Origin of the sequence: Dactylosporangium sp. CA-092794 (assembly GCF_050948465.1) — a bacterium.
Lineage (GTDB): Bacteria > Actinomycetota > Actinomycetes > Mycobacteriales > Micromonosporaceae > Dactylosporangium.
This window is the reverse complement of record NZ_CP192044.1, coordinates 1,091,394-1,112,219: the sequence shown is the minus strand read 5'-3', so window position 1 is coordinate 1,112,219 and position 20,826 is coordinate 1,091,394. Positions and strand designations below refer to the sequence as shown.

Here is a 20,826-nt window from a genome sequence, read left to right as displayed (position 1 = left end):
CATTCGTGGCAGTCCGCCGGAAAGATTCCACCGGAAGACCGGCCCAATCCGGCTCCCAGCGGGCCTGCCTGCGGATTTCATCCACAGCAACCCACACCGTTGCCCACACGGTTATCCCCAGCCTGTGCATAGTGTGTACGGTGCGGTTGAAGGAATATCTTCCGATTACGCTCGGCGTGTCCCGTCTAACCGCACTTTCCCCGAGTGTCCGACAAGGCACACTCACCACGTTGGCCTAGCTGGTCAGCACCGGTGCGCGGGGCGTGCCGGACCGAGATGAGGAGGGCATCGTGGCCGAGACGTACAACGGCTACTGCGTCAAGTGCAAGGAGAAGCGGGACTTCGAGGGAGAGATCGCGATCTCGAAGACCGGCATGAAGATGGCCAAGGGCGCATGCCCGGTCTGCGGCACGACGGTCAACCGGATCCTCGGCAAGGCCTGAGCCGGCGTCCGCGGCCGTGTCCGGGCATGTCCCCGGCTGGCCGTCGTCGCCTTCGGCACTCGACCCGTCCAGCGCTCAGCCTTAGCCGGCCGGAACTGCCGCGACCAGGCCAGGCCGGGATCGGGCCGAAGCGCGCGAAGTGCACCGAAAGCCAGCCGCTCGTTCTGCCTCCCCGCCCCCGGCGAACGGCTGCGGATATGTCCGCCACTTCGTGACGGACATATCCGACATTTCGGGTATGCCGCTTTCCCGGTTTGGCCCCTGCCAGCCCCCAGAAGCATCACGCGGCAAACCCGGCTTCGCGGCCGATCGGGCCGACCCGGCCGCAGCCCGCTCCGCGGTCGAAGCCGCCGAACGGTGAGCGGCCGGCGTCGGCCCGATCGATTCCCGGGACCCGACGCCGGCCGCGCGACACCGGCACGCGGCAAGGAACCCGGCGGCAAGCCACCGACGCCGGCCGAGCCGGCCCTCGGGACGCAACGCCGTTCGCGTGACTCCGACAAACGGCAACCCGGCACGCGGCGCGCCACCAATGTCGGGCCGGTCGACTCACGCAACGCTGCGCCGAACCGGCCCGCGTGGAGACGCGCGTAACCGTAGGACAAGCCGGCGGCGATATGCGGTTTTTGCGCCACGGCCTGTGGATAACTCGGTGCGTGGCTGTGGATAACGCCGGCCGGCGGTGGATCGGCCTGTGGACAACCGCCTCGGCCGGCGGCCGGGCGTGCGAGCGTTCCCGGCATGCGCCCGACGCTCCTGCCCGGCCTGCGGCGCCTCTGGCGCGACGAGCGCACGGTCCAGCTGGGTACCGATCCCGAAGCCGCGGTCGTCCTGGAGCTGGGCCGCCCCGAGCTGTCCCGCGTCCTCGACCTGCTCGACGGCTCCCGCACCCTGCACGTCCTGCTCACCGAGGCCGAAGCGCTCGGCCTCGACGACGCCGACGTCCTCGACCTGGTGCAGGCCCTGCGCGCGGCCGGGCTGGTGGTGGGCGCCCACGCGCTGCTGCCCACCGGGCTGCCCAGGCCGGTGCACGCCCGGCTCGCCGTCGAGGCGGCCGCGATCGGCCTGCGGCTGCGTGCCGGCGACGGGCCCCGCACCCCGGCCGACGTCCTGCGCCGGCGCACCTCGAGCCGGGTCGTCGTGGCCGGCGACGGGCCGCTGGTGGCGCCGCTGGCCACCGCGCTCGCCGGAGCCGGCGTCGGGCACGTCGAGCCGGTGGTGGAGGGCACGGCGACGCACGCGGACGTGGCCGTCGGCGGCCTCGGCTCGCATGATGTCGCCGCGTCACGGGCGATCGCGACCTCGACGGTGATCACGCGGTTCGCGCCGGGAGTGGACGTTTCATCGGTACGATCCGACACCGTCGACTTCGTCGTCCAGGTCGGCGATCGGCATCCGCCGGGGCTCGCCCGCCGCGGGATGCGGCTGCACACGCTGCCGCGTCTGGATGTGACGGTACGGCTCGGGACGGTGCTCGTCGGCCCGCTGGTCCGCCCGGCCGGATCGCCGTGCCGGCTCTGCCTCGAGCTGCACCGCAGCGACCGGGACCCGGCCTGGCCGGTCCTGGCCGCCCAGCTGGCCACCGCGCCGGGCGGGGGCGGCGAGCCGTGCGCCCTCACCACGGCGATGGCCGGGGCCGCGTTCGCCGCCGATGAGGTGCTCTCATATATCGACGGCGGCGCGCTGCGGACCGAGGCGGCCATCGTCGAGATCGCCCGGCCCGGCGAGTTCCGGCGCCGGGCGTGGGGCGCCCATCCGCGCTGTGACTGCCGTCGCCGCCGCCGTGGTGCGACGCCTCCGGCCAGGCTGTGATCGCCGCCGCCCTCGCCGCGGTGCGACCCTCCGGCCGCGCTGTGACTGCCGTCGCCGCCGCCGCGGTGCGGCCCCTCCGGCCAGGCTGTGATCGCCGCCGCCCTCGCCGTGGTGCGGTCACCGGGTAAGAATGAGTGGTGACCGAGATCCCACGGGGCGCAGTAGCCCGCACCGCACGGCTGGCGTCGCTGCCCCTCGGACTGGCCGGCCGGGCCGCGCTCGGCCTCGGCAAGCGCGTCACGGGCATGGCCGCCGACGTGGTCTCCGCCGACGTCCAGCGCCGCACCGCCGAGCACCTGTTCAGCGTGCTCGGGCAGCTCAAGGGCGGTGCGATGAAGATGGGGCAGGCGCTGAGCGTGTTCGAGGCGGCCCTGCCCGAAGAGCTTGCCGGGCCGTATCGTGCGGCGCTGACGAAACTGCAGGAGGCCGCGCCGCCGCTGCCGGCCGCCAGCGTGCACAAGGTGCTGTCCGACTCGTTGGGCGCCGACTGGCGCTCGAGCTTCAAGGAGTTCGACGACAAGCCGGCCGCCGCGGCCAGCATCGGGCAGGTGCACCGGGCGGTGTGGGCCGACGGGCGGTCCGTGGCGGTCAAGGTGCAGTATCCGGGCGCCGGCGACGCGCTGCGGGCCGACCTCAACCAGCTGGCCCGCTTCGGCAGCCTGTTCAAGGCGATCCAGCCCGGCCTCGACGTGAAGCCGCTGGTGCAGGAGATCCGCGACCGGGTCACCGAGGAGCTCGACTACGAGCTCGAGGCCAGGTCGCAGACCGCGTTCGCCACGGCGTACGACGGTGACCCGGACATCTACGTGCCGCCGGTGCTCGCCTCGTCGCCGCGCGTGCTGGTGACCGAATGGGTCGAGGGGACGCCGCTGTCGGCGATCATCTCCGGCGGTACCGAAGCGGAAAGAAACCGCTCGGGTCACCTCATGGCGCTGCTGCACTTCTCCGCACCGGCCCGGGCCGAAATGCTGCACGCCGATCCCCACCCGGGCAACTACCGTCTGCTCGCCGACGGCCGGCTCGGCGTGCTCGACTTCGGCGCGGTCGCCCACCTGCCCGGCGGGCATCCCGAGATCATCGGCCGGCTGACCCGGCTGACCCTGGCCGGCGACGCGGACGCGGTGCTGGAGGGCCTGCAGCAGGAGGGGTTTCTCAAGGAGGACCCGAAGGTCGACGCGGCCGCGGTGCTGGGCTACATCCGGCCGATGCTCGACCCGATCGCGCAGGACGAGTTCCAGTTCAGCCGGGCCTGGCTGCGGGCCGAGGCCGGGCGGCTGGCCAACCCGAAGAGCCCGGCGTATGCGTTGAGCCGCCAGCTCAACCTGCCGCCGTCCTACATGCTCGTGCACCGGGTCACGCTGGGCTCGATCGGCGTGCTGTGCCAACTGGAGGCCCGGGCCGCCTACCGGGGAATCCTCACCGAGTGGCTGCCCGGCTTCGCCGAGCCGGCCCCCCGCAAGCCGCGCCGCCGGAAGTAGCGGCCCGGCCGGACGGGACCGAAGCGGAAGTAGCGGGCGGGGCCCTCCGGTGTGGAGAGCCCCGCTAGCTGGGTCAGTGTCGGGTCAGGTATTGCTCCTGCTCACGACGAGCACGCATGGCGACCTGACGGGCGGACGGGTAAGCCTCAGAGCGCTTCTCAGCCTGAGGCCCAAGCATTCGGGCCCGGGATAGTGCTTCGTGGAGTAGTTGCAAGGACATCTCGTTGCTCCTCGGTCGGGTGGTGCGGAACTCGGTGTAGCTATCGGATTGACGGAGCCGGGTCGGTCGCGCGGCGCGCGCCCCTCGGCTGGCCGGCAGTCGATGTGCGTTCATGTCAGGCCGCCACACCGGCGGCGACTGCCGCCGTACGAGCGGCAACCTCGACCCGCAGGACGGCGTCGCGGGCGACGTCCTCCTTGCGCGGGCGGCCCCGCGGACGCTTGCGCGGCACGACGGCGCCGCGCTCGAAGATCTCGCCACCCCAGACACCCCAGGGCTCGGCGCGCTCGATGGCGCCCGCCAGGCACTCGGCGCGGAGCGGGCACTCCACGCAGAGCGACTTCGCGAGCTCGAGCTCCGCCGGCGAGTCGGCGAACCACAGGTCCGGGTCGAAGGTGCGGCACGGCAGGTCGGACTTGATGCCTCGCGCAGCGACGCGAAGGCGCTCGTCCACGGCCGAACCCGCGCTGCTACGCACGTCGATCGATGCCACGGCCAGGCTCATCCCGGTCACCCCTTTCTGTCGGTCGATCGTTTGGTGTGATCGTTTGGTCAAACAAATGAGGCCGCGGATCCCGGTGTCGGGTTCCGCGGCCTCGAGGTGAGCCGGTAAGTCGGTCTTGTCAGACCGGCCTGCCTCGAGGTGGTATGCCGCGGACTCCGCCATTGGGCTTCGGAGCCGTCATGTCGTGCTTCGCGCTGAACCCGTTGGTCCCCTGAACGCTGAGCCCAGTGATCCCCTGAACTCGGATTCCGCGCTGGTCGAGCTGAGCCGCCGAAGCGACGTGGTGCTCATCGATACGGGTGGCGTCGGTGCGGGCCTCGGCTTTGCCGCCCGGCTCGGTGCCCCGAACCGGCAGGTCGACCCGGACCGACCCGGTAGCCTCGGCCGCGACGGACGCGGACGGGACCAGGACGGCAGCCGGAACGACTGTCGAGACTGAGACCAGAGCCTGGATTTGGGCAGACTCCCGCCACGGCGCCGACAGCGACGGCGGGACGCGGCGCACCGACACAGCCGATAGGCAGACGGCAGGCAGCAGCGCCGCGTGCCGCTCCGAGGTCAGATAGAGCTTCACGGGGTCCCACCTACTCTCTGCAGACTCGTGGTGTGTCGACGGCCGGCCGTCCGGCGTCGTGTTCGCAGGCTATGCCGTGCCTCAACGGTAGGGCAACCGAATTTCCGGGAAAAGCCTCTGTCATATTTTCGGCTACCGCCGCAAACCACCGAACCGCTCATCGGTCCTTACACAGCGCCTCGACCGAAGTGCCGTTGACCAGGGCGAGCACGTCGTCGCCGTAGAGGCTGAGCTTGCGCGGGCCGATCCCGGCGATCACCGCGAGCTCTTCCCGGCGAGCGGGACGGCGCTCGGCGATCGCCGAAAGGGTGACATCGGTGAAGATGACGAAGGCGGGCACCTTCTGCACGGCGGCCAGCCGGGCCCGCCAGTCGACCAGCCGCGCCAGCAGCTCCTCGTCGAGGTCCGACGGGCAGGTGGAGCAGCGGCCCAGCTTGCGGTCGGCGCCGTTGACCAGGCCGGTGCCGCACACCCGGCAGGAGACGGCCATGACGCGGCGGACGCGGCCGGCCAGCGCGGCCTTGTCGACCGGCCCGGCGGACGGCGGGCGTCGGAGCGGCTCGGCGGTGGGCACGAAGCGGCTCGGGCGGCGCGGTCGACCGCCCGGGGTGCGGGCGGCGGCGTGCGACAGCCACAGGGTGTGCCGGGCCCGGGTGACCCCGACATACAGCAGCCGCCGCTCCTCCTCGACCGCGTCCGGCGTGCGGGCGTGGATGACCGGCAGCGTGCCCTCGGCCAGGCCGACGAGGAACACCGCGTCCCACTCCAGGCCCTTCGCCGAGTGCAGCGACGACAGCGTCACGCCCTCGACGGTCGGCACGTGCTGCAGCGCCGCGCGGCGTTGCAGCTCGGCGTTGAAGTCGGGCAGCGCGACCGAAGGCATGCCCTCGGCCAGGTTCACCAGCGCGGTCACCGCCTCCCAGCGCTCGCGCTGCGCGCCGCCGGTGGGTGGGGCGTCGGCGCGCCAGCCGACGCGTTCCAGGGCGGTGTGCACCGCCGGTACCAAACCCTCATCGACCGGACCCCGGAAGGAGCGCAGGGCGATCATGGCCTCGCGGACCTCGGTGCGGTCGAAGAAACGCTCCGTGCCGTGCAGGACATACGGCACGCCCGCCTCGGCCAGTGCCTCCTGGTAGACCTCGGACTGGGCGTTGACCCGGAACAGCACGGCGATCTCCCGGGCCGGCGTGCCGGAAGCGATCAGCGCCGCGCACCGGGCGGCCACCGCGGCGGCCTCCTCCGGCTCGTCGGCGAAGCTGTGCACGGTCGGCTCGGGGCCGGGCGGGCGCTGCCCGACGAGCTCGAGGCGCAGCCGGGAGAGCTCGCCGCGGGCCCGCGAGATGACCGCGTTGGCCAGGCCGACGACCTGCGGCGTGGAGCGGTAGTCGCGCACCAGCCGCACGACCGTGGCCCCCGGGTGGCGCCCTTTGAAATCGACGAGGTACGCCGGGCTGGCCCCGGTGAACGAGTAGATCGTCTGGCTGGCGTCGCCGACCACGGTCAGGTCGTCGCGGCCGCCGAGCCACGCATCCAGCAGGCGCTGCTGCATCGGGTTGACGTCCTGGTACTCGTCGACGACGAAGTGCCGATACTGCGCCCGGACCTGCTCGGCGACGTCGGAGTGCTCCTCGACGGCCCAGATCGCGGCGCGGATCATGTCCTCGAAGTCGATCACGCCCTGGGCACGCTTGACCCGCTCGTACTCGGCATACACCTTGGCGACCTTGGCCGCGTCGAACGGCGGCTCGCGCAGCGCCTTGGCGGCCGCGGTGGCGTAGTCGTCCGGCTCGATCAGCGAGGCCTTGGCCCACTCGATCTCGCTCGCCAGGTCGCGGGCGGACTCGCGGTCGGTGCGCAGCCCGGCCCGGGTCGCGGCCTGCGTGACCAGCCGGGCCTTGCTCTCCAGCAGCGCCGGCATGTCCCGGCCGGAGAAGAGCCGGGGCGCGAAGTAGCGCACCTGGCGCAGCGCGGCGGCGTGGAAGGTGCGGGCCTGCACGCCCTCGGCGCCGAGGCGGCCGAGCCGCTCACGCATCTCGGCGGCGGCCCGGGCGGTGAACGTGACGGCGAGGACGTGCTGAGCGCGGACCTGTCCGGACCGGACCCGGTGGGCGATGCGGTGCGTGATCGCCCGCGTCTTGCCGGTGCCGGCGCCGGCCAGGATGCACAGTGGCCCGGACGGGGCGGTCACGGCGGCGGCCTGGTCGCCGTCCAGCCCGGCAAGAATCTCTGAGGAGTCCGCCACAGCTGGACATCATTCCACCCGAGCGCGGTGTTATCACGATTTGGCTGTGTGACCCCGCCGATGCTTTCTGGAGGAACAACCCAATGTTGACCATGTACTCGACCACGTGGTGCGGCTACTGCCGCCGGCTCAAGACGCAGATGGACCGCGAGGGCATCCGGTACGAAGTGATCGACATCGAGTTGGACCCGGCGGCGGCGACGTTCGTCGAGAGCGTCAACGGCGGCAACCAGACCGTCCCGACGCTGCGGTTCGACGACGGCACGGCGATGACGAACCCGTCGATCGTGCAGGTCAAGAAGCATTTGGAAACTGTCGGTAGCTGAACCGGCGCGAATCCGTTACGGTGGCTGGCTAGAACGCCGGAATGCCTGGGGAGGCCGGCCACCATGCGGGTCGCTCGTCTGTATTCGGTGCCCAACACGCCGGACCGACCGCGGGTGGCCGGTCCCGAGCGACGCCACCGCATCGCCGACTACCTGGCGGGCGGCACGACCATCGGCCGCGGCCATGGCCCGGCCGTGCTGCACACCGACGGGCTGTGGCTGTGGCCGGAGCGGTTCGTCGACGAGGTGCTCCACGAGGGCCTGGCGCCCGAGCCCGACCTGCTCGCCAGCATCCACGCGCATGGCTTCCGCGCCCCGGCGCCGGCCGCCGACGACCGGCTCACCGAGGAGGCGCTGCGCGCCTGGCGGGCCGGGCCGCCGAGCGAGCCGCGGCGGCTGGTCACCTACTTCGTGCGCATCGACGACGAGACGACGCCGGAGCGCCCGCTGTCGCTGCTGCGCCGCACGGTCACGCCGGCCGGCGGGGTGACCGACGAGGCGGTCTGGCGCGACCTCGCCTGGCACCCCACCAACGCGTTCATCAGCCTGCGCATCGACGACGAGCTGCGCGAGATCGAGCCCGCGCAGGCCGCCGCCGTGCTGGACCGCTGGTGCGCGAGCTGGCACGCCGAGGCGCTCAGCCGCTCGGCCGCGCCGTGACCGAGCTGCTACACTGCGTCAGCCGTTTTTTCGCGTCTGCTAGGGTGCTGGAGAGCTGTTCGGGGCGGCACCACCGAGGCCCACATTCTCAGCCCTCGAGCCACGCAGTGATGAGGTAGTGGGCGATCGAGGCGGGGAACGGCAGGCCGAAGTCGGCCGTCTCGCCGGACAGGACCGCGGCGATCTGCGTGCGGGTCAGCCAGCGGGCCTCGGCGATCTCCTCGACGTCGACCGTGATCGCCGCCCCGGCCTCGGCCAGCACGTGGAAGCCGAGCATCAGCGAGCCCGGAAACGGCCACGGCTGGCTGGCCACGTAGGTGATCGCGCCGACCTTGACGCCGACCTCCTCGAGCACCTCGCGGGCCACCGCCATCTCGGCCGACTCGCCCGGCTCGACGAACCCGGCCAGCGTCGAGAAGCGCGGCACGGTGGCCCCGAGCGCCTTCCACTGCGCGTTGAAGCCGAGCAGGCAGCGCCCGTCGGGGCCGGGGATGCCGTCGTGGACCAGCATGATCACGGCCGGGTCGGTGCGCGGCCAGAGGGTCTCCGCGCCGTCCTCGGTCATCCGCACCCAGCCGCCGTGCCCGGCCCGGGTGACCTTGCCGCTGAGCGGGCTGAACGGGTGCCGCGCGTGCCAGTTGGCCAGCGCGACCCCGGTGATGAACAGCCCCGCCGCCAGGTCGGGCAGCGAGTGCCCGATCTGGCGGAGGTTGACCCGCGCGGTGCCGTCCGTCGCGGTCACGTCGGCGGCGACCGCGAAATACACCGCGCCGCCGGGCTCCTCGCCGAGGAAGAACCGCTCGCCGGCCGGTGCGTCGGCGGCGTCGATCAGCACCAGCTCGGGCGGCTCGCCCGGGCGCACGAGCACGTGGCCGTCGTCGACGACCACGACGCGCGCCCGGGCCCAGGCGGCCGACAGCCATGCCTCGTCGGTGCGGCGGTGGGCCGCCCGCTCGAGGGGCCCGCGCGCGAACGGCGGCGCGAGCCGCTCCTGGCTGTCCGCCGTCATGACTCCTCGGCTCGCACGACCGGCGTCAGCGCGGCCAGCGGGGCCTCGATCTTGGCCGCGTCGCCGAGGACCACGGCGGCCGCCCTGGCCGGCGCGAGGTGTTCGGCGGCGACCCGGGCCACCTCTGCCTTGTCCGCCTTGGCCAGCCGGGCGGCGTGCTCGGCCAGGTAGTCCAGCCGCAGGCCGAAGCCGGCGTAGGTGGAGACCAGCCCGGCCAGCCCGGCCTGGGTGGACATGCCCAGCTGGAGGGTGCCCAACGCATACTGCCGGGCCTGCTCCAGCTCCTCGTCCTTCGGCGGCAGGCTGGCCAGCCGGCCGAGCTCGTAGAGCGTCTCCAGCAGCGCGGGGCCGGTGACCTCGGTCGCCACCTCGGCGGAGACGACCAGCGCGGACCCGGCGACGGCGTGCTCGATCAGCGAGTGCGGGCCGTAGGTGTACCCCTTGTCCTCGCGGATGTTCTCGACCCAGCGGGACGAGAAGTATCCGCCGAAGACGAGGTTGGCCAGCTGCAGCGCGGCGTGGTCCGGGTGCTTGCGGGGGACCGCCGGCAGGGCCAGGCGCAGCGAGGACTGCACCGAGTCGGGCCGGTCGACCAGGGTGAGCGGGCCGGGCCGCAGCGCGGGCGCGGGCGGGAGCTCGGCCTGGGCGCCGGCGCCGTCCCACTTGCCCAGCATCCGCTCGGCGGCGGCGATCGCCCGCTCGGGCTCCAGGTCGCCGACGATCACCAGCGTGGCGCCCGCCGGGTGGAGCCGCTCGGCGTGCAGCGCGCGCAGCTCGTCCGGCGCGACCGCCTCGACCTGCTCCGGCGCGGGCGTCTGGACGGCATACGGATGGCTGCCGTACATCCGCTTGAGCAGGGCGACCCGGGCCAGGTGGCTGGGCTGGCTCTGGGCCACGCGAATCCGGTCGACCAGGCGGGCGCGCTCGGTGTCGACCTCCTCCGCCGGATACGAGGCGTCGGTGAGCACCTCGGCGAGGATGTCCAGCAGCCGGTCGAGGCCGTCGACGAGCCCGTTGCCGGAGATCAGCAGCCGGTCGGGGTCGGCGCCGGCGGACAGCCCGCCGCCGACCTTCTGCAGCTCGGCGGCGATGTCGACGGTGGACATGGTCGACGTGCCGGACAGCACCGTCTGGGTCAGCAGCGCCGCCCGGGCCAGGTTGGCCTGCGCGAAGGGCACCCGCAGCCGGATCTCGGCCAGCGGCACCGACGGGCGGCGCAGCGCGATCACGGTCAGCCCGTTGTCCAGCGTCTGCTCGACGGTCGTGGGCAGCTTGAGCGGGCGGTTGGGCCCGAGCACCGGCAGGGCGCGCGGCGGGGTTGTCACAGTCACTTGGCTCCTCCGGCGATGACCTCGACCGCGGCCCGGCGCGCCGGGACGAGCTGCCCCGCGGCGGCGACGATCTGCTCCTCGGTGACCTCACCGATCAGCGTGTGCAGCCGGTTGAGCAGCGCCGGCTCGCCGCGCTGCTGCTCCAGCACGGCCATCTGCAGTGCCCGGCCGAGCACCGCGTCGGTGTCGCGCAGCAGGTGCGTGGCCATGCGCGCCTGCGTGCGGCTGAGCTCGTCGGGGGCGAGGCCGTCGCTCGCGATGCGCGCGCACTCCTCCTCGACGCTGCGCAGGACCTTGTCGACGTCCCCGCCGGGAGGCAGGTGCGCCTGCAGGACCAGCGCGGTGGGGTCCCGCACCGCGAACGGCTCCCCCATGAACCCGACGTAGCCGCCGACGCTGGTCACCGAACGGTCCCGCAGGACCAGCCGCTCGACCAGCCGGGAGGCGTCGCCGTCGGTGAGCACCTCGGCGAGTACCACATACGGCAGATAGGCGTCGAGATCGTCGACCGGGTCGGGCACCCGCCAGGCCGCGGCGACCGCCGGCAGCGGGGCCAGCCGGTCCTCGTAGGACGAGCGGCGCTCGGCGGTCAGGTCGGGCTCGGCGAAGTCCGGCCGCGCCGGGGCGGGGCGGGAGGGCACGTCGCCGAAGTGCCGCTCGACCAGCTGGGTCGCGGTCGCCACGTCGAAGTCGCCGGAGACCGCCAGCACGGCGTTGCCGCAGGCGTAATACCGGTCGAAGAAGTCCTTGGCGTCGGCGACGGTGGCCGCCTCGAGGTCGGAGAACGAGCCGTAGCCGTCGTGCGCATTGGCGAACGTGTCGAACATGACCGGGGGCAGGCGCAGCCAGGGGAAGCCGCCATACGGCCGGTTGAGCACGTTGACCCGGATCTCCTCCTTGACCACGTCGATCTGGTTGCGCAGGTTCTCCTCGGTCAGCCGGGGCGCGCGCATGCGGTCGGCCTCGAGGAACAACGCCCGCTCCAGCGCGTTGGAGGGCAGGGTCTCGAAGTAGTCCGTGTAGTCGAAGTGCGTTGATCCGTTGAACGTGCCGCCCGAGCCCTGCACGTGCCGGAAGTGGGCGAGCTTCTCCAGATTCTCCGAGCCCTGGAACATCAGGTGCTCGAAGAGGTGGGCGAAGCCGGTCCGCCCCTGCGGCTCCGATCTGATGCCGACGTCGTAGACCACGGCGACGCCGACGACCGGCGCGGCGCGATCTGGGGTCAGCACCACCCGGAGGCCGTTGGGCAGGGTGAAGCGCTCGACGGGGTACTGGGAAGCCGGGATCCGCACAGCGGGGCTACGACTGGACACCCACCGAATCTACTTCCTCCCGGGCGGAAATCCTGACTCGGCGTTCGGCCAGCCCCGCATACCAGATCAGACCGGCGATCACGGCGAGCAGCGGCAGGCCCAACAGCCACCCGTACGGTCCACGCGAGCGGTACCGCAGCGGAGCGGCCTCGGCGGGGGCGCTGGCCGGGGCGGCGGCGCCGGCCGACGGGGACGCGCCCGGCGAGGGTGACGGCGAGGGTGTCGGCAGGCGCTTGGTGAGCGCCTGGACGAGGTCGAGCCGGCCGAGGCCGTTCTCCGGGTCGGGGCCCTTCGGCCCCACGTCGACCGCGGTGAGCGTCAGCCGGCGGATGATCTCGGCGGACGGCGCGTCGGGGTATGCCGAGCGCAGCAGCGCGACCGCGCCGCCGAGCAGCCCGGCGCAGGCGCTGCCGTCGTCCACGCGGTACCGGTTGTCGTTGTTCGTGGTCATGATCTGGTAGCCGGGCACGCCGAGGCCGAGCCGCCGCCCGCTGGTGGACTGCACGCGCACGTCACCCGCGCGAGTGAGCGGGATGGCGGCGAGGACCCCGTCGTAGGCGGCCGGATACGGGTCGAAATCCCGGCTCGGCTGGTCGCCGTCGGCGGCGACCACGATCGCGTCGGCCCGCTGGGCGTCGCGGACCGCCTGGCGCAGCCGCTCGCTGCCGGACACCGAGTAGCCGACGACGATCACCGCCGCCTTCTGCGCGACCGCCAGTTCGATGCCGGTGGCCAGGTCGTCGGGGCCGGGCGCGCGGTCGGCCGGCACGTCGAGCACGATCGGCAGGATCTTGGCGCCGGGCGCCACGCCGATCACGCCGTCGCCGTGGTCCTGGCCGTGGCCCTGCCCGGCGACCGCGCCGGCGAGCGCGGTGCCGTGGCCATCGGGGTCGTCGCTCGCCCCGGTGGTGGTGGCCGGGGTGCTGGGCGCGGGCGAAGCAGCATCGCCGCCGGTGGTGGTGAAGACCGGATCGAGCACGGCGCCGCGCAGGTCGTCGTGGGTTCGGTCGACGCCGCGGTCGACGATCGCCACGGTCACGCCCTCGCCCCTGGTCTTCTGGTTGGCCTCCGTGACGTTGAGGTACCGCAGGTGCCACTCGTCGTCACGGATGACGTCCGCGCGGGCGGGCAGTGCGGGCACGGCGGCCACGGCGATGCCGAGGGCCACGGCGAGGGCGAGCCGCTGCTTCATGCGCGATAGCGTGCCGGATGCGCGCAAGTGACGCCAACGATGCAGCTAGGAGCGTTTTCAGACCGGGCGGATGCTCTCCGGGGCCTCGTCGGCGACGTAGTCGAACTGACGGTGCGTATCGGGGATCGACACGTAGAGGATCGCCGCCTCGGGCTTGCCGAGATCGACGAGCGCGATCGACACCAGTTCGCTCTTGGCCCGCAGCCCGGGCTGGTCGAAGTGCAGCCGGAACTTCAGCAGCCGGGCCGGGCGACCGCCGAGCGTGAGGTCCCGCGCGTCGAGCTGCTCGAGCTGGTTGCCCTTGGGGTAGAAGCTGACCCGCACGTCGGCGGCGATCTGGTCGCCGACGCAGTGCAGGTCGAGCACCATGCCGTCGTTGACCGCGGCCGGCACGTGCCCCGACAGGATCGTGGCGTGATAGTCGTCACCCTGGCCGTCGTAGTCGGGCTCGGTGACGAAGTCCTGGCCGATACGGTACGTGATCTTCAGGTCGCCCTGGTCGCGCCAGTTCTCCTGCAGCGGGCGCCAGGGGTCGCCGTACTGCTTGTAGGAGATCCCCGACTCGTTGTCGACGGTGCGCGGCCCGGGTGGGACCTCGGCGCCGCCGCGGTTGGGGTTGTCCGGCGGGATGCTCGGCGGCGGGCAGCGGCGGGCCAGCTCGGGCCGCGTGTCGCTGGGCCCCTCGGCCTGCCGGTTGAACAGCCCGCCCGGCGTGGTGGCGTTGTTGGTCAGGGCCGAGACGAGGATCGCGATCAACCCGATCGCGACGATCAGGATCGCGCCCCCGCCGAGCCACTTCATGATCCGCGTGTTGCGGCGGACCGGATCATCGTCGTCGTCCGGCCCCGACGCGATGACGTCCGGCGGCGGTACCACCGGAGGCGTCCCGCCCTGCGACACCCGCCCGGAGGCATAACCGGGCGCGACCCGCACGGCACCGCCCGCCCCGCCGGTGGACGGCGGCGCGGGAGCGGGCCGGACCGTTTCAATGACGGTCTGCGTGTCCGGCGTGGCCCAGGGTGAACTCGGCTCGGTCATGTCACGCCAAGTGTCTCAGCCGGACGCGACGGCGACCAGCAGCCCCCGCTGGGTATTGGCTCAGGACCTCACGGTTCCGGCTGGGGCGGGGTGTGCAGCTGGGTGACCTGGGGATACCGCGGTCCGTCGGACAGGGCGACCGGGCCGAGCACGATGAGCGCGACGGTCACCACCCCGGCAGTGGCGACCCCGACCACCACCGCGACCTCGCGAACGTGCTGTGCCTGCATCTTGCGCACTTCCCCTCGCATGCCCTCTTTGACAGCTTCGAGGAGGATCCGGTTCCGCCGACAGCCAGCTGTCGGAACCTTGCCAATTCATTGCGTCACGCCGCGGGCAGGGCGGTGATCAGGGCGAGCAGGCCGGCCTCGTCGAGCAGATCGGCCGGGCGGACCGTCTCCCCCGCGCGGACGTAGAAGAACGCCGCGCCGACCAGCTCCAGCGGGACGCCGCGCAGCTCGGCCCAGGCCAGCCGGTAGGCCGCCAGCTGGACCGCGGCGGCCGTCGCGTCCGCGCCGCCCGGGCGGGCCCCGGTCTTCCAGTCCACGACATCGAAACGGCCGTCCGGGTACCGGTACACGGCGTCCATCCGGCCCCGGACCACGACGCCGGCGATGACGGAGGCGAACGGTACCTCCACGTCGAGCGGCACCCGGTCCGCCCACTCGCTGGCCAGGAACCGCTCCTGCAGGTCGGCCAGGGCCGCGTCCGGCGCCGCGTCCTCGTCGGCGGCGCCCGGCAGCTCGTCGAGGTCGAGCAGGCGCTCGCCCTGGAAACGCTGCTCCAGCCACTGGTGGAAGGCGGTGCCGCGGCGGGCGTAGGGGTCCGGGCGGGCCGGCAGCGGGCGGCGCAGCGAGCGGGCCAGCCGCTGCGGGTCCCGGCGCAGGGCGACGAGCTGGGAGACGGAGAGGTGGCCGGGCAGCGAGACCGCCACGACGCCGTCGCCGCTCGGGGCCAGCCGGGCCCGTTCGGCCAGCAGCAGCTCGGTCTCCGCCGCCCAGCGGCGCACGACCGGATCGGCCGGGTCCGGGTCCTCGACCGGGGCGGCGGCGCGGACCTGGGCGGCGGCCGCGTCCAGCAGCGGGCGGCGCGGGCCCAGCGGGTCGGCCGGCCAGCTCGCGCTGGGCACGTCGGCGGCGGTCGGGTTCTGCGCGTCGGCGGGCGGCTTGGGCGCCCACTCGTCGACGAGGCCGGCGCCGGCCAGGCAGCGCTCCCGGATCTCCTCCAGGAACACCGACGGGCCGCGGGCCCGCTTGACCCCCTCGCCCCACCAGTACCCGCTGGCCAGCAGCAGCCGGCGGGGGCGGGTGACCGCGACGTAGGCCAGCCGCCGCTCTTCCCGCACGTCGTGCTCCCGCCAGGCCACGGTGAACGCCTCGAGCGCGGTGACGACGCCCTTCACGTCGGAGGCGCCCGACAGGTCGAGCACCGGCAGGCCGGCGTGGTCGCCGCGCAGCGGGAAGGGCAGCACGCCCAGGCCGCGCAGCCAGTGGTCGCCGGCGTTGCTGGGGCCGGGGAACACGTCGGCGGACAGGCCCGCCACCGCGACCACGTCCCACTCCAGGCCCTTGGCCGCGTGCGCGGTGAGGATCTGCACGGCGCCCTCGACCACCTCGACCTCGCCCGGGGCGAGGCCGCGCTCCTCGTTCTCGGCCGCGGCCAGGAACGCGAGGAACGCGCTCAGCGTGGCGCCCTCCGACTCCGCGGCGAAGCGGGCCGCGATGTTGCTGAACGCGTCGAGGTGGCCGCGGGCCAGCCCGGCGTCGCCGGGGCGGGCGGCGACCTCCACGTCGAGGCCGGTGACCCGCTCGAGGTCGGCGACGAGGTCGGGCAGCGGCTGGTCGAGGCGGCGGCGCAGGGTGCGCAGCTCGGCGCCGAGGCGGGCGAAGCGGCGGTGGCCCTCTTCGGAGTAGCGCTCCGGGTCGCCCAGGTCGTCCAGCGCCTCGACCAGGACCGCCTCGTCCAGCCGGTCGGCCAGCTCCGGCTCGGCGCCCTCGTCGCCGTGGCGGCGGGCGGCGGCCAGGGAGCGGGCCCGGCGGTACAGCGCCACCAGGTCGCGCGGGCCGATCCGCCAGCGCGGGCCGGTCAGGATCCGCAGCAGCGCGGCGCCCTCGGCCGGGTCGGCCAGCACCCGCATGATACTGACCACGTCGCGCACCTCGGGGGTGTCCAGCAGCCCGCCCAGGCCGACGACCTCCACCGGGAGGCCCCGCGAGCGCAGCGCGTTCTCCAGCGCCGGGATCTGCGCGCGGGTGCGCACCAGCACGGCGGTCGAGGGGCGGTCCTCGACCGGGATGTCGAAGGGGAACGTGTCCTCGTCGACCTTGGCCGCCAGCCGCCACGAGCCGAGCACCCGGTCGGCGACCCAGGCGGCCTCCTCGGTGTAGGTGTCCAGCAGCGCGCAGTGCACGGTGGCCGTGGACGCGGGCTCGGCGAGCACGTCGGCCGGGGCGAGTTCCGCCACCCGGGCGCCGGAGGAGCGCAGCGGCGCCGACAGCGCGTTGGCGACGTCCAGGATCTCCGGCCGGTTGCGCCAGCTGGTGGTCAGGGAGAGCACGGGAGCCGGTGGGAACTCGACCGGGAAGCGGTCCAGGGTGCCGGCGGAGGCGCCGCGCCAGCCGTAGATCGACTGGCAGGGGTCGCCGACCGCGGTGACCGGGTGGCCGGCGCCGAACAGCGCGCGCAGCAGCACGACCTGGGCGTGCGAGGTGTCCTGGTACTCATCCAGCAGCACCACCCGGAAGCGGTCCCGCTCGACCTGGGCGACCTCGGCGTGCGCGACCGCCACGGTGGCCGCCCGGGAGAGCTGGTCGCCGAAGTCCATGGCTTCCAGCAGCGCCTTTTTCTCGGAGTACTGCCGAATCAACGGCAACAGCTGCAGGCGGGCCTGCTGGCGGGAGAGCACGTCGCGCACCGGCTTGGCCATCTTGCCGGTCTTCGCGCCCACCTCGGCGAAGAACCGGCCGGTCCAGGCCGCCACGTCGGCCGGCTGGCGCAGGTGCTCGGCCAGGTCGCCGGCCAGGTGCAGCACCGCGTCGACGACCGTCGATGGCGCCGCGGACACCGCCGTCATGTCGCCGTCGTAGGCGCGGACCACCGCGTCGGCGAGCTGCCAGCAGGCGGCCTCGGTGAGCAGCCGGGTCGACGGCTCGAAGCCGGCCCGCACCCCGTGCTCGCGCACCACCCGGGCGGCGTAGGAGTGGTACGTGGCGACGGTGGGCTCGCCGGCGATCAGATCGTCGCGGCCGAGGCGCCGCACCAGCTGGCTCAGCCGCTGCCGGATGCGGTGCGACAGCTCGCCGGCGGCCTTGCGGGTGAAGGTGAGGCCGAGGATCTGCTCCGGCCGCGCGTGGCCGTTGGCGACCAGCCACACCACCCGCGCCGCCATCGTCTCGGTCTTGCCCGAGCCGGCGCCGGCCACCACGAGCAGCGGCCCGACCGGCGCCGCGATCACCTCGGCCTGCTGCCGGGTGGGCGCCGGCTGCTGCAGCAGCCGGGCCAGCTCGACGGGTGTGTACAGCGGGGCGCTCACGTGACGTGCCGCCCCTTGCCCGACACCGGGCACGACGTCTTCACCGGGCAGACCCGGCACTTGTTGTTGACCACGGCGCTGAACGTGGACGCGGCCATCGTCTTCGCGGTGCGCTGCACCAGCGCCTGGGCCCAGTTCGGGTCCTCGGCGTCGCCGAGCGGCGGCTGCACCTGCTCCCGGGCGGTGTTCGTCTCGCCGCCGAGCTGTACCAGGGAAGCCCCGCCCGGCACCGAGGACTCCTCGAACGCGCCCAGCTCGATCGCGGCCTGGTAGGCGGCGAGCTGGGGGTGCTCGGCCAGGTTGGCGTTGGCCGGGATCGACTTGCCGGTCTTGAGGTCGACCACCACCAGCCGGCCGTGCTCGTCGAGCTCGAGCCGGTCGACCCGGCCCTTGATCTCGACCGGCGCCTCCGGGTCGGCCAGCTCCACGAGGAAGTCCTGCTCGATCGCGACCAGCCGGCGCGGGTTGCCGGCCAGCCACCCGATGAGCTTGTCCAGCATCGTCTCGGCCCGGTCGCGCTCCCGGCCGGCGAGCCAGCGGGCGGAGAGCTCGATGGCGTCGAAGCGGTCGGCGACGTAGGCCACCAGCTGCGCCCGGTCCGCGCTCGCGTCCGCGGCCAGCATCGCCGCGGCGTGCACGAGGTTGCCGATCGACTGCTCCGGCGACGGGGTGAGCGCCCCGCCGTGCCGCTCCAGCAGCCAGCGCAGGCTGCACCGCTCGACGCTCTCCACCGTCGACGGCGTCACCTGCACCGGCTCGCCGGGGTCGACCAGCGGCCGGTCGTCGGACAGCGCCGGCAGCCCCCACCAGCCGTCCGGGTCGGCGCCCGGCACCCCCTCGGCGGCGAGCCGGGCCAGCAGCCCGGCGGCGGCCGCCCGGCGCTCGTCTGGCGCGTCGGGGTCGACCAGCGCCACCCGCAGCTGGGCGACGAGCGCCGGCAGGGTCAGCGCGCGCGGCTCCTCGAGCGGGGCCTGGCCGGCAAGCTCCGCGTCGGAGGCGAGCTCGGCCAGGAACCGGCTCGGCTGCTCCTCGCCGTCGCCGGACGCGACCGCGGTCACCAGCACCTGCTCCCGGGCCCGGGTCACGGCCACATAGAACAGCCGGCGCTCCTCGTCCAGCAGCGCCGACAGCCGCCCGGTGGTCTCCATGGCGCGCCCGGCGAGCACCTCGACCAGCAGCTCCGAGCCGAGCACGCTGCCGCGCAGCCGCAGGTCGGGCCAGACGCCCTCCTGCACGCCGGCGACGGCGACGACGTCCCACTCCAGGCCCTTGGCCGCATGCGCGGTGAGGATGCGCACCGCGTCGCCGCGGTCCGCCGACGGCGCCAGGTTGTCGGCCGGCAGGTCCTGGCCCTCGACGTGGTCGAGGAACACGTCGGTGCCCGCGCCCGGCAGCCGGTCGGTGAACCGGGCCGCGGCGTCGAACAGCGACACGACCGCGTCGAGGTCCCGGTCGGCCGCCGCGCCGCGGTGCCCGCCCCGGGCGCTCAGCGCCGACCAGCGTTCGGCCAGGCCGCTGGCGTGCCACACCGCCCACAGCACCTCCTCGGCGGTCGCCCCAGGCCGGGTCGCCGCCGCGTGTGCCTGCGCCAGCAGTTCGGCCACCGCCCGGGCCGGCCGCGCCCAGCGCCGCTCGACCATGGCCAGCTCGGCCGGGTCGCGCAGCGCGGCGAGCAGCAGCAGCCCGGAGGGCCGCCGGTCCCCGGCCGCGAGCGCCAGCGCGCGCAGGCCCTGCCGGAGCCGCCGCTCGGCCAGCGGGTCCGCGCCGCCCAGCGGCGAGTGCAGCAGCGCGACGGCGGCGTCCTCGTCCAGCCGCGCGTCGGTGAGCGCGCAGCGCAACAGCAGCAGCAGCGGCGCGACCGCCGGCTGCAGGTGCAGCGGCAGGTCCTCGGCCTCGGTCACGGTCGGCACGCCGGCCGAGTGCAGCGCCCGCTGCAGCGGGGCCAGCTGGCGGGCGGTCGAGCGCACGATCACCGCCATCGCGGACCATGGGACGCCGCGCAGCAGGTGCGCCTCGCGCAGGCGGTGCGCGATGAACGCGGCCTCGGAGGTTTCCGAGGCGAACGTCCGGGTTTCGGCGGTACCCCCCGATCGCTGGGAAACCAGGGCGCGATGCCGGGCCGGGCCGCGCAGCCGGGCCGCGACCCGCCCGACGGGCGCCAGCAGCCCCTCCGGCAGCCGGCGCGAGTGCGGCAGCGTCACCTGGACCGTTCCCGGGAACCGGGCCGGGAAGTCACCGACGATCGCCGGGTCGGCACCGCGGAACGCGAACGTGGAGGAGTCCGGGTCGGCGAACGCCACCAGGTGCGCGCCGTTGCCGGCGATCAGCTCCAGCAGCTCGATCTGGGCCGGGTCGGTGTCGGGCAGCTCGTCGACGTAGACGCCGCGCAGCCGCCGCCGCTCCCGCTCCAGCAGCCCGGGGTCGTCGGCGAGCAGGCCGGCGGCGGCGCGCACCAGCTCGGCGTAGTCGTAGGCGACCGAACCGCGCCCGGTCGCGTCGCGCAGGGCGAGCACCTGGAGGTACTCCTCGAAGAACCGCGCGGCCGCGGCCCAGTCCGAGCGCCGGTGCACCCGCGCCAGCTCCGCCAGCCCGGCCGGGGCGATCCCGCGCTCCACCGCCCGCAGCAGCAGGTCGCGCAGCTCGGTGGCGAACGCCCGGGTGTTCAGCGCCCCGCGCAGCGCCTCCGGCCACGGCGCCGCCGACTCGGCCAGCAACTCCCGGATCACCAGGTCCTGCTCGGGGCCGGTCAGCAGCCGCGGGGAGGCCTCCCCGCGCTCGACCGCGGCCCGCCGCAGCAGGCCGAACGCATACCCGTGGAAGGTCCGGACCATCGGCTCCGCCGTGGTGCGCAGCCCGCTGGAGCGGCCGAGCCGCGCCTCGATCCGGTCCCGCAGCCGCACCGCGCCGCGCCGCCCGAACGTCAGCACCAGGATGCCCTCGGGGTCCTGCGCCTCGGCGACCCGGGCCGCGACCGACTCCACGAGCGTGCTGGTCTTGCCGGTGCCGGGACCGCCGATGACCAGCAGCGGCCCGCTCGTGTGCTCCACGACGAGCCGCTGCCACGGATCCGCGAACACGGCGGCGGCCGCGGCCGGGGGCCGGCGCACGAGCCGATAGGCCCGGCGCGGGGCAGCTGTCGCGGTCACGGGGT

General features: G+C 74.1%; 16 protein-coding genes. 5 read left to right on the top strand and 11 right to left on the bottom strand.

Annotated features, from left to right (window positions below):
- The first annotated feature begins 287 nt into the window (after positions 1 to 287).
- From ACQPXD_RS04865 to ACQPXD_RS04855, 3 genes are all read left to right on the top strand, one after another.
- Entirely contained in the window at positions 288 to 443 is a 156-nt protein-coding gene (locus ACQPXD_RS04865; protein ID WP_425516560.1) for a DUF5679 domain-containing protein, read from the top strand.
- Positions 444 to 1,184: 741 nt separating this feature from the next.
- Positions 1,185 to 2,255 carry a hypothetical protein gene (locus ACQPXD_RS04860; protein WP_432835214.1) on the top strand — a complete coding sequence of 357 codons (1,071 nt, stop codon included), beginning with the start codon at positions 1,185 to 1,187 and terminating at the stop codon, positions 2,253 to 2,255.
- Between the two features lie 137 nt (positions 2,256 to 2,392).
- Positions 2,393 to 3,733 carry an ABC1 kinase family protein gene (locus tag ACQPXD_RS04855; protein WP_432835212.1) on the top strand — a complete coding sequence of 447 codons (1,341 nt, stop codon included), beginning with the start codon at positions 2,393 to 2,395 and terminating at the stop codon, positions 3,731 to 3,733.
- A gap of 335 nt (positions 3,734 to 4,068) precedes the next feature.
- Here the strand turns inward: ACQPXD_RS04855 and ACQPXD_RS04850 are convergent, their stop codons facing one another.
- The 3 genes from ACQPXD_RS04850 to ACQPXD_RS04840 all read right to left on the bottom strand — a co-directional run bounded on the left by ACQPXD_RS04850 (position 4,069) and on the right by ACQPXD_RS04840 (position 7,274).
- Positions 4,069 to 4,458: a WhiB family transcriptional regulator gene (locus tag ACQPXD_RS04850; RefSeq protein WP_432835210.1), complete on the bottom strand. Its 390-nt coding sequence runs from the start codon at positions 4,456 to 4,458 to the stop codon at positions 4,069 to 4,071.
- A gap of 118 nt (positions 4,459 to 4,576) precedes the next feature.
- Positions 4,577 to 5,032, bottom strand: a complete 456-nt coding sequence (locus ACQPXD_RS04845) for a hypothetical protein (protein WP_432835208.1) — start codon at positions 5,030 to 5,032, stop codon at positions 4,577 to 4,579.
- A gap of 157 nt (positions 5,033 to 5,189) precedes the next feature.
- Positions 5,190 to 7,274, bottom strand: a complete 2,085-nt coding sequence (locus ACQPXD_RS04840) for an ATP-dependent DNA helicase UvrD2 (protein WP_432835206.1) — start codon at positions 7,272 to 7,274, stop codon at positions 5,190 to 5,192.
- 83 nt (positions 7,275 to 7,357) lie between these two features.
- Here ACQPXD_RS04840 and ACQPXD_RS04835 point away from each other — a divergent pair, with 83 nt between their 5' ends.
- Both ACQPXD_RS04835 and ACQPXD_RS04830 read left to right on the top strand, forming a co-directional pair.
- Entirely contained in the window at positions 7,358 to 7,600 is a 243-nt protein-coding gene (locus ACQPXD_RS04835; protein ID WP_432835204.1) for a mycoredoxin, read from the top strand.
- Positions 7,601 to 7,663: 63 nt separating this feature from the next.
- A complete protein-coding gene (locus tag ACQPXD_RS04830; RefSeq protein WP_432835202.1) occupies positions 7,664 to 8,260 on the top strand; it encodes a hypothetical protein in 597 nt (198 codons plus the stop codon).
- A gap of 88 nt (positions 8,261 to 8,348) precedes the next feature.
- Here the strand turns inward: ACQPXD_RS04830 and nudC are convergent, their stop codons facing one another.
- The 8 genes from nudC to ACQPXD_RS04790 all read right to left on the bottom strand — a co-directional run bounded on the left by nudC (position 8,349) and on the right by ACQPXD_RS04790 (position 20,821).
- A complete protein-coding gene (gene nudC, locus ACQPXD_RS04825) occupies positions 8,349 to 9,269 on the bottom strand; it encodes an NAD(+) diphosphatase (protein ID WP_432835200.1) in 921 nt (306 codons plus the stop codon).
- Positions 9,266 to 10,600, bottom strand: a complete 1,335-nt coding sequence (locus ACQPXD_RS04820) for a M16 family metallopeptidase (RefSeq protein ID WP_432835198.1) — start codon at positions 10,598 to 10,600, stop codon at positions 9,266 to 9,268. Before ACQPXD_RS04820 ends, nudC begins: the two co-directional genes overlap by 4 nt.
- Entirely contained in the window at positions 10,597 to 11,892 is a 1,296-nt protein-coding gene (locus tag ACQPXD_RS04815) for a M16 family metallopeptidase (RefSeq protein WP_432843644.1), read from the bottom strand. Before ACQPXD_RS04815 ends, ACQPXD_RS04820 begins: the two co-directional genes overlap by 4 nt.
- Before the next feature lie 7 nt (positions 11,893 to 11,899).
- Entirely contained in the window at positions 11,900 to 13,105 is a 1,206-nt protein-coding gene (locus ACQPXD_RS04810) for a S8 family peptidase (RefSeq protein ID WP_432835196.1), read from the bottom strand.
- A gap of 57 nt (positions 13,106 to 13,162) precedes the next feature.
- Entirely contained in the window at positions 13,163 to 14,143 is a 981-nt protein-coding gene (locus ACQPXD_RS04805; protein WP_432835194.1) for a hypothetical protein, read from the bottom strand.
- A gap of 68 nt (positions 14,144 to 14,211) precedes the next feature.
- On the bottom strand, positions 14,212 to 14,394 hold the full coding sequence (locus ACQPXD_RS04800) for a hypothetical protein (RefSeq protein WP_432835192.1): 183 nt from the start codon (positions 14,392 to 14,394) through the stop codon (positions 14,212 to 14,214).
- A gap of 74 nt (positions 14,395 to 14,468) precedes the next feature.
- Positions 14,469 to 17,675, bottom strand: coding sequence for an ATP-dependent helicase (locus tag ACQPXD_RS04795; RefSeq protein ID WP_432835190.1), 3,207 nt, complete (start codon positions 17,673 to 17,675; stop codon positions 14,469 to 14,471).
- Entirely contained in the window at positions 17,672 to 20,821 is a 3,150-nt protein-coding gene (locus ACQPXD_RS04790) for an ATP-dependent helicase (protein ID WP_432835188.1), read from the bottom strand. Before ACQPXD_RS04790 ends, ACQPXD_RS04795 begins: the two co-directional genes overlap by 4 nt.
- Positions 20,822 to 20,826: the final 5 nt, after the last annotated feature.

Bases quoted from the DNA above. Each gene is read 5' to 3' on its own strand.
- ACQPXD_RS04860 (WP_432835214.1), top strand. From the start codon at position 1,185: ATGCGCCCGACGCTCCTGCCCGGCCTGCGGCGCCTCTGGCGCGACGAG.
- ACQPXD_RS04850 (WP_432835210.1), bottom strand. From the start codon at position 4,458: ATGAGCCTGGCCGTGGCATCGATCGACGTGCGTAGCAGCGCGGGTTCG.
- ACQPXD_RS04835 (WP_432835204.1), top strand. From the start codon at position 7,358: ATGTTGACCATGTACTCGACCACGTGGTGCGGCTACTGCCGCCGGCTC.
- ACQPXD_RS04830 (WP_432835202.1), top strand. From the start codon at position 7,664: ATGCGGGTCGCTCGTCTGTATTCGGTGCCCAACACGCCGGACCGACCG.
- nudC (WP_432835200.1), bottom strand. From the start codon at position 9,269: ATGACGGCGGACAGCCAGGAGCGGCTCGCGCCGCCGTTCGCGCGCGGG.
- ACQPXD_RS04810 (WP_432835196.1), bottom strand. From the start codon at position 13,105: ATGAAGCAGCGGCTCGCCCTCGCCGTGGCCCTCGGCATCGCCGTGGCC.
- ACQPXD_RS04805 (WP_432835194.1), bottom strand. From the start codon at position 14,143: ATGACCGAGCCGAGTTCACCCTGGGCCACGCCGGACACGCAGACCGTC.
- ACQPXD_RS04800 (WP_432835192.1), bottom strand. From the start codon at position 14,394: ATGCGAGGGGAAGTGCGCAAGATGCAGGCACAGCACGTTCGCGAGGTC.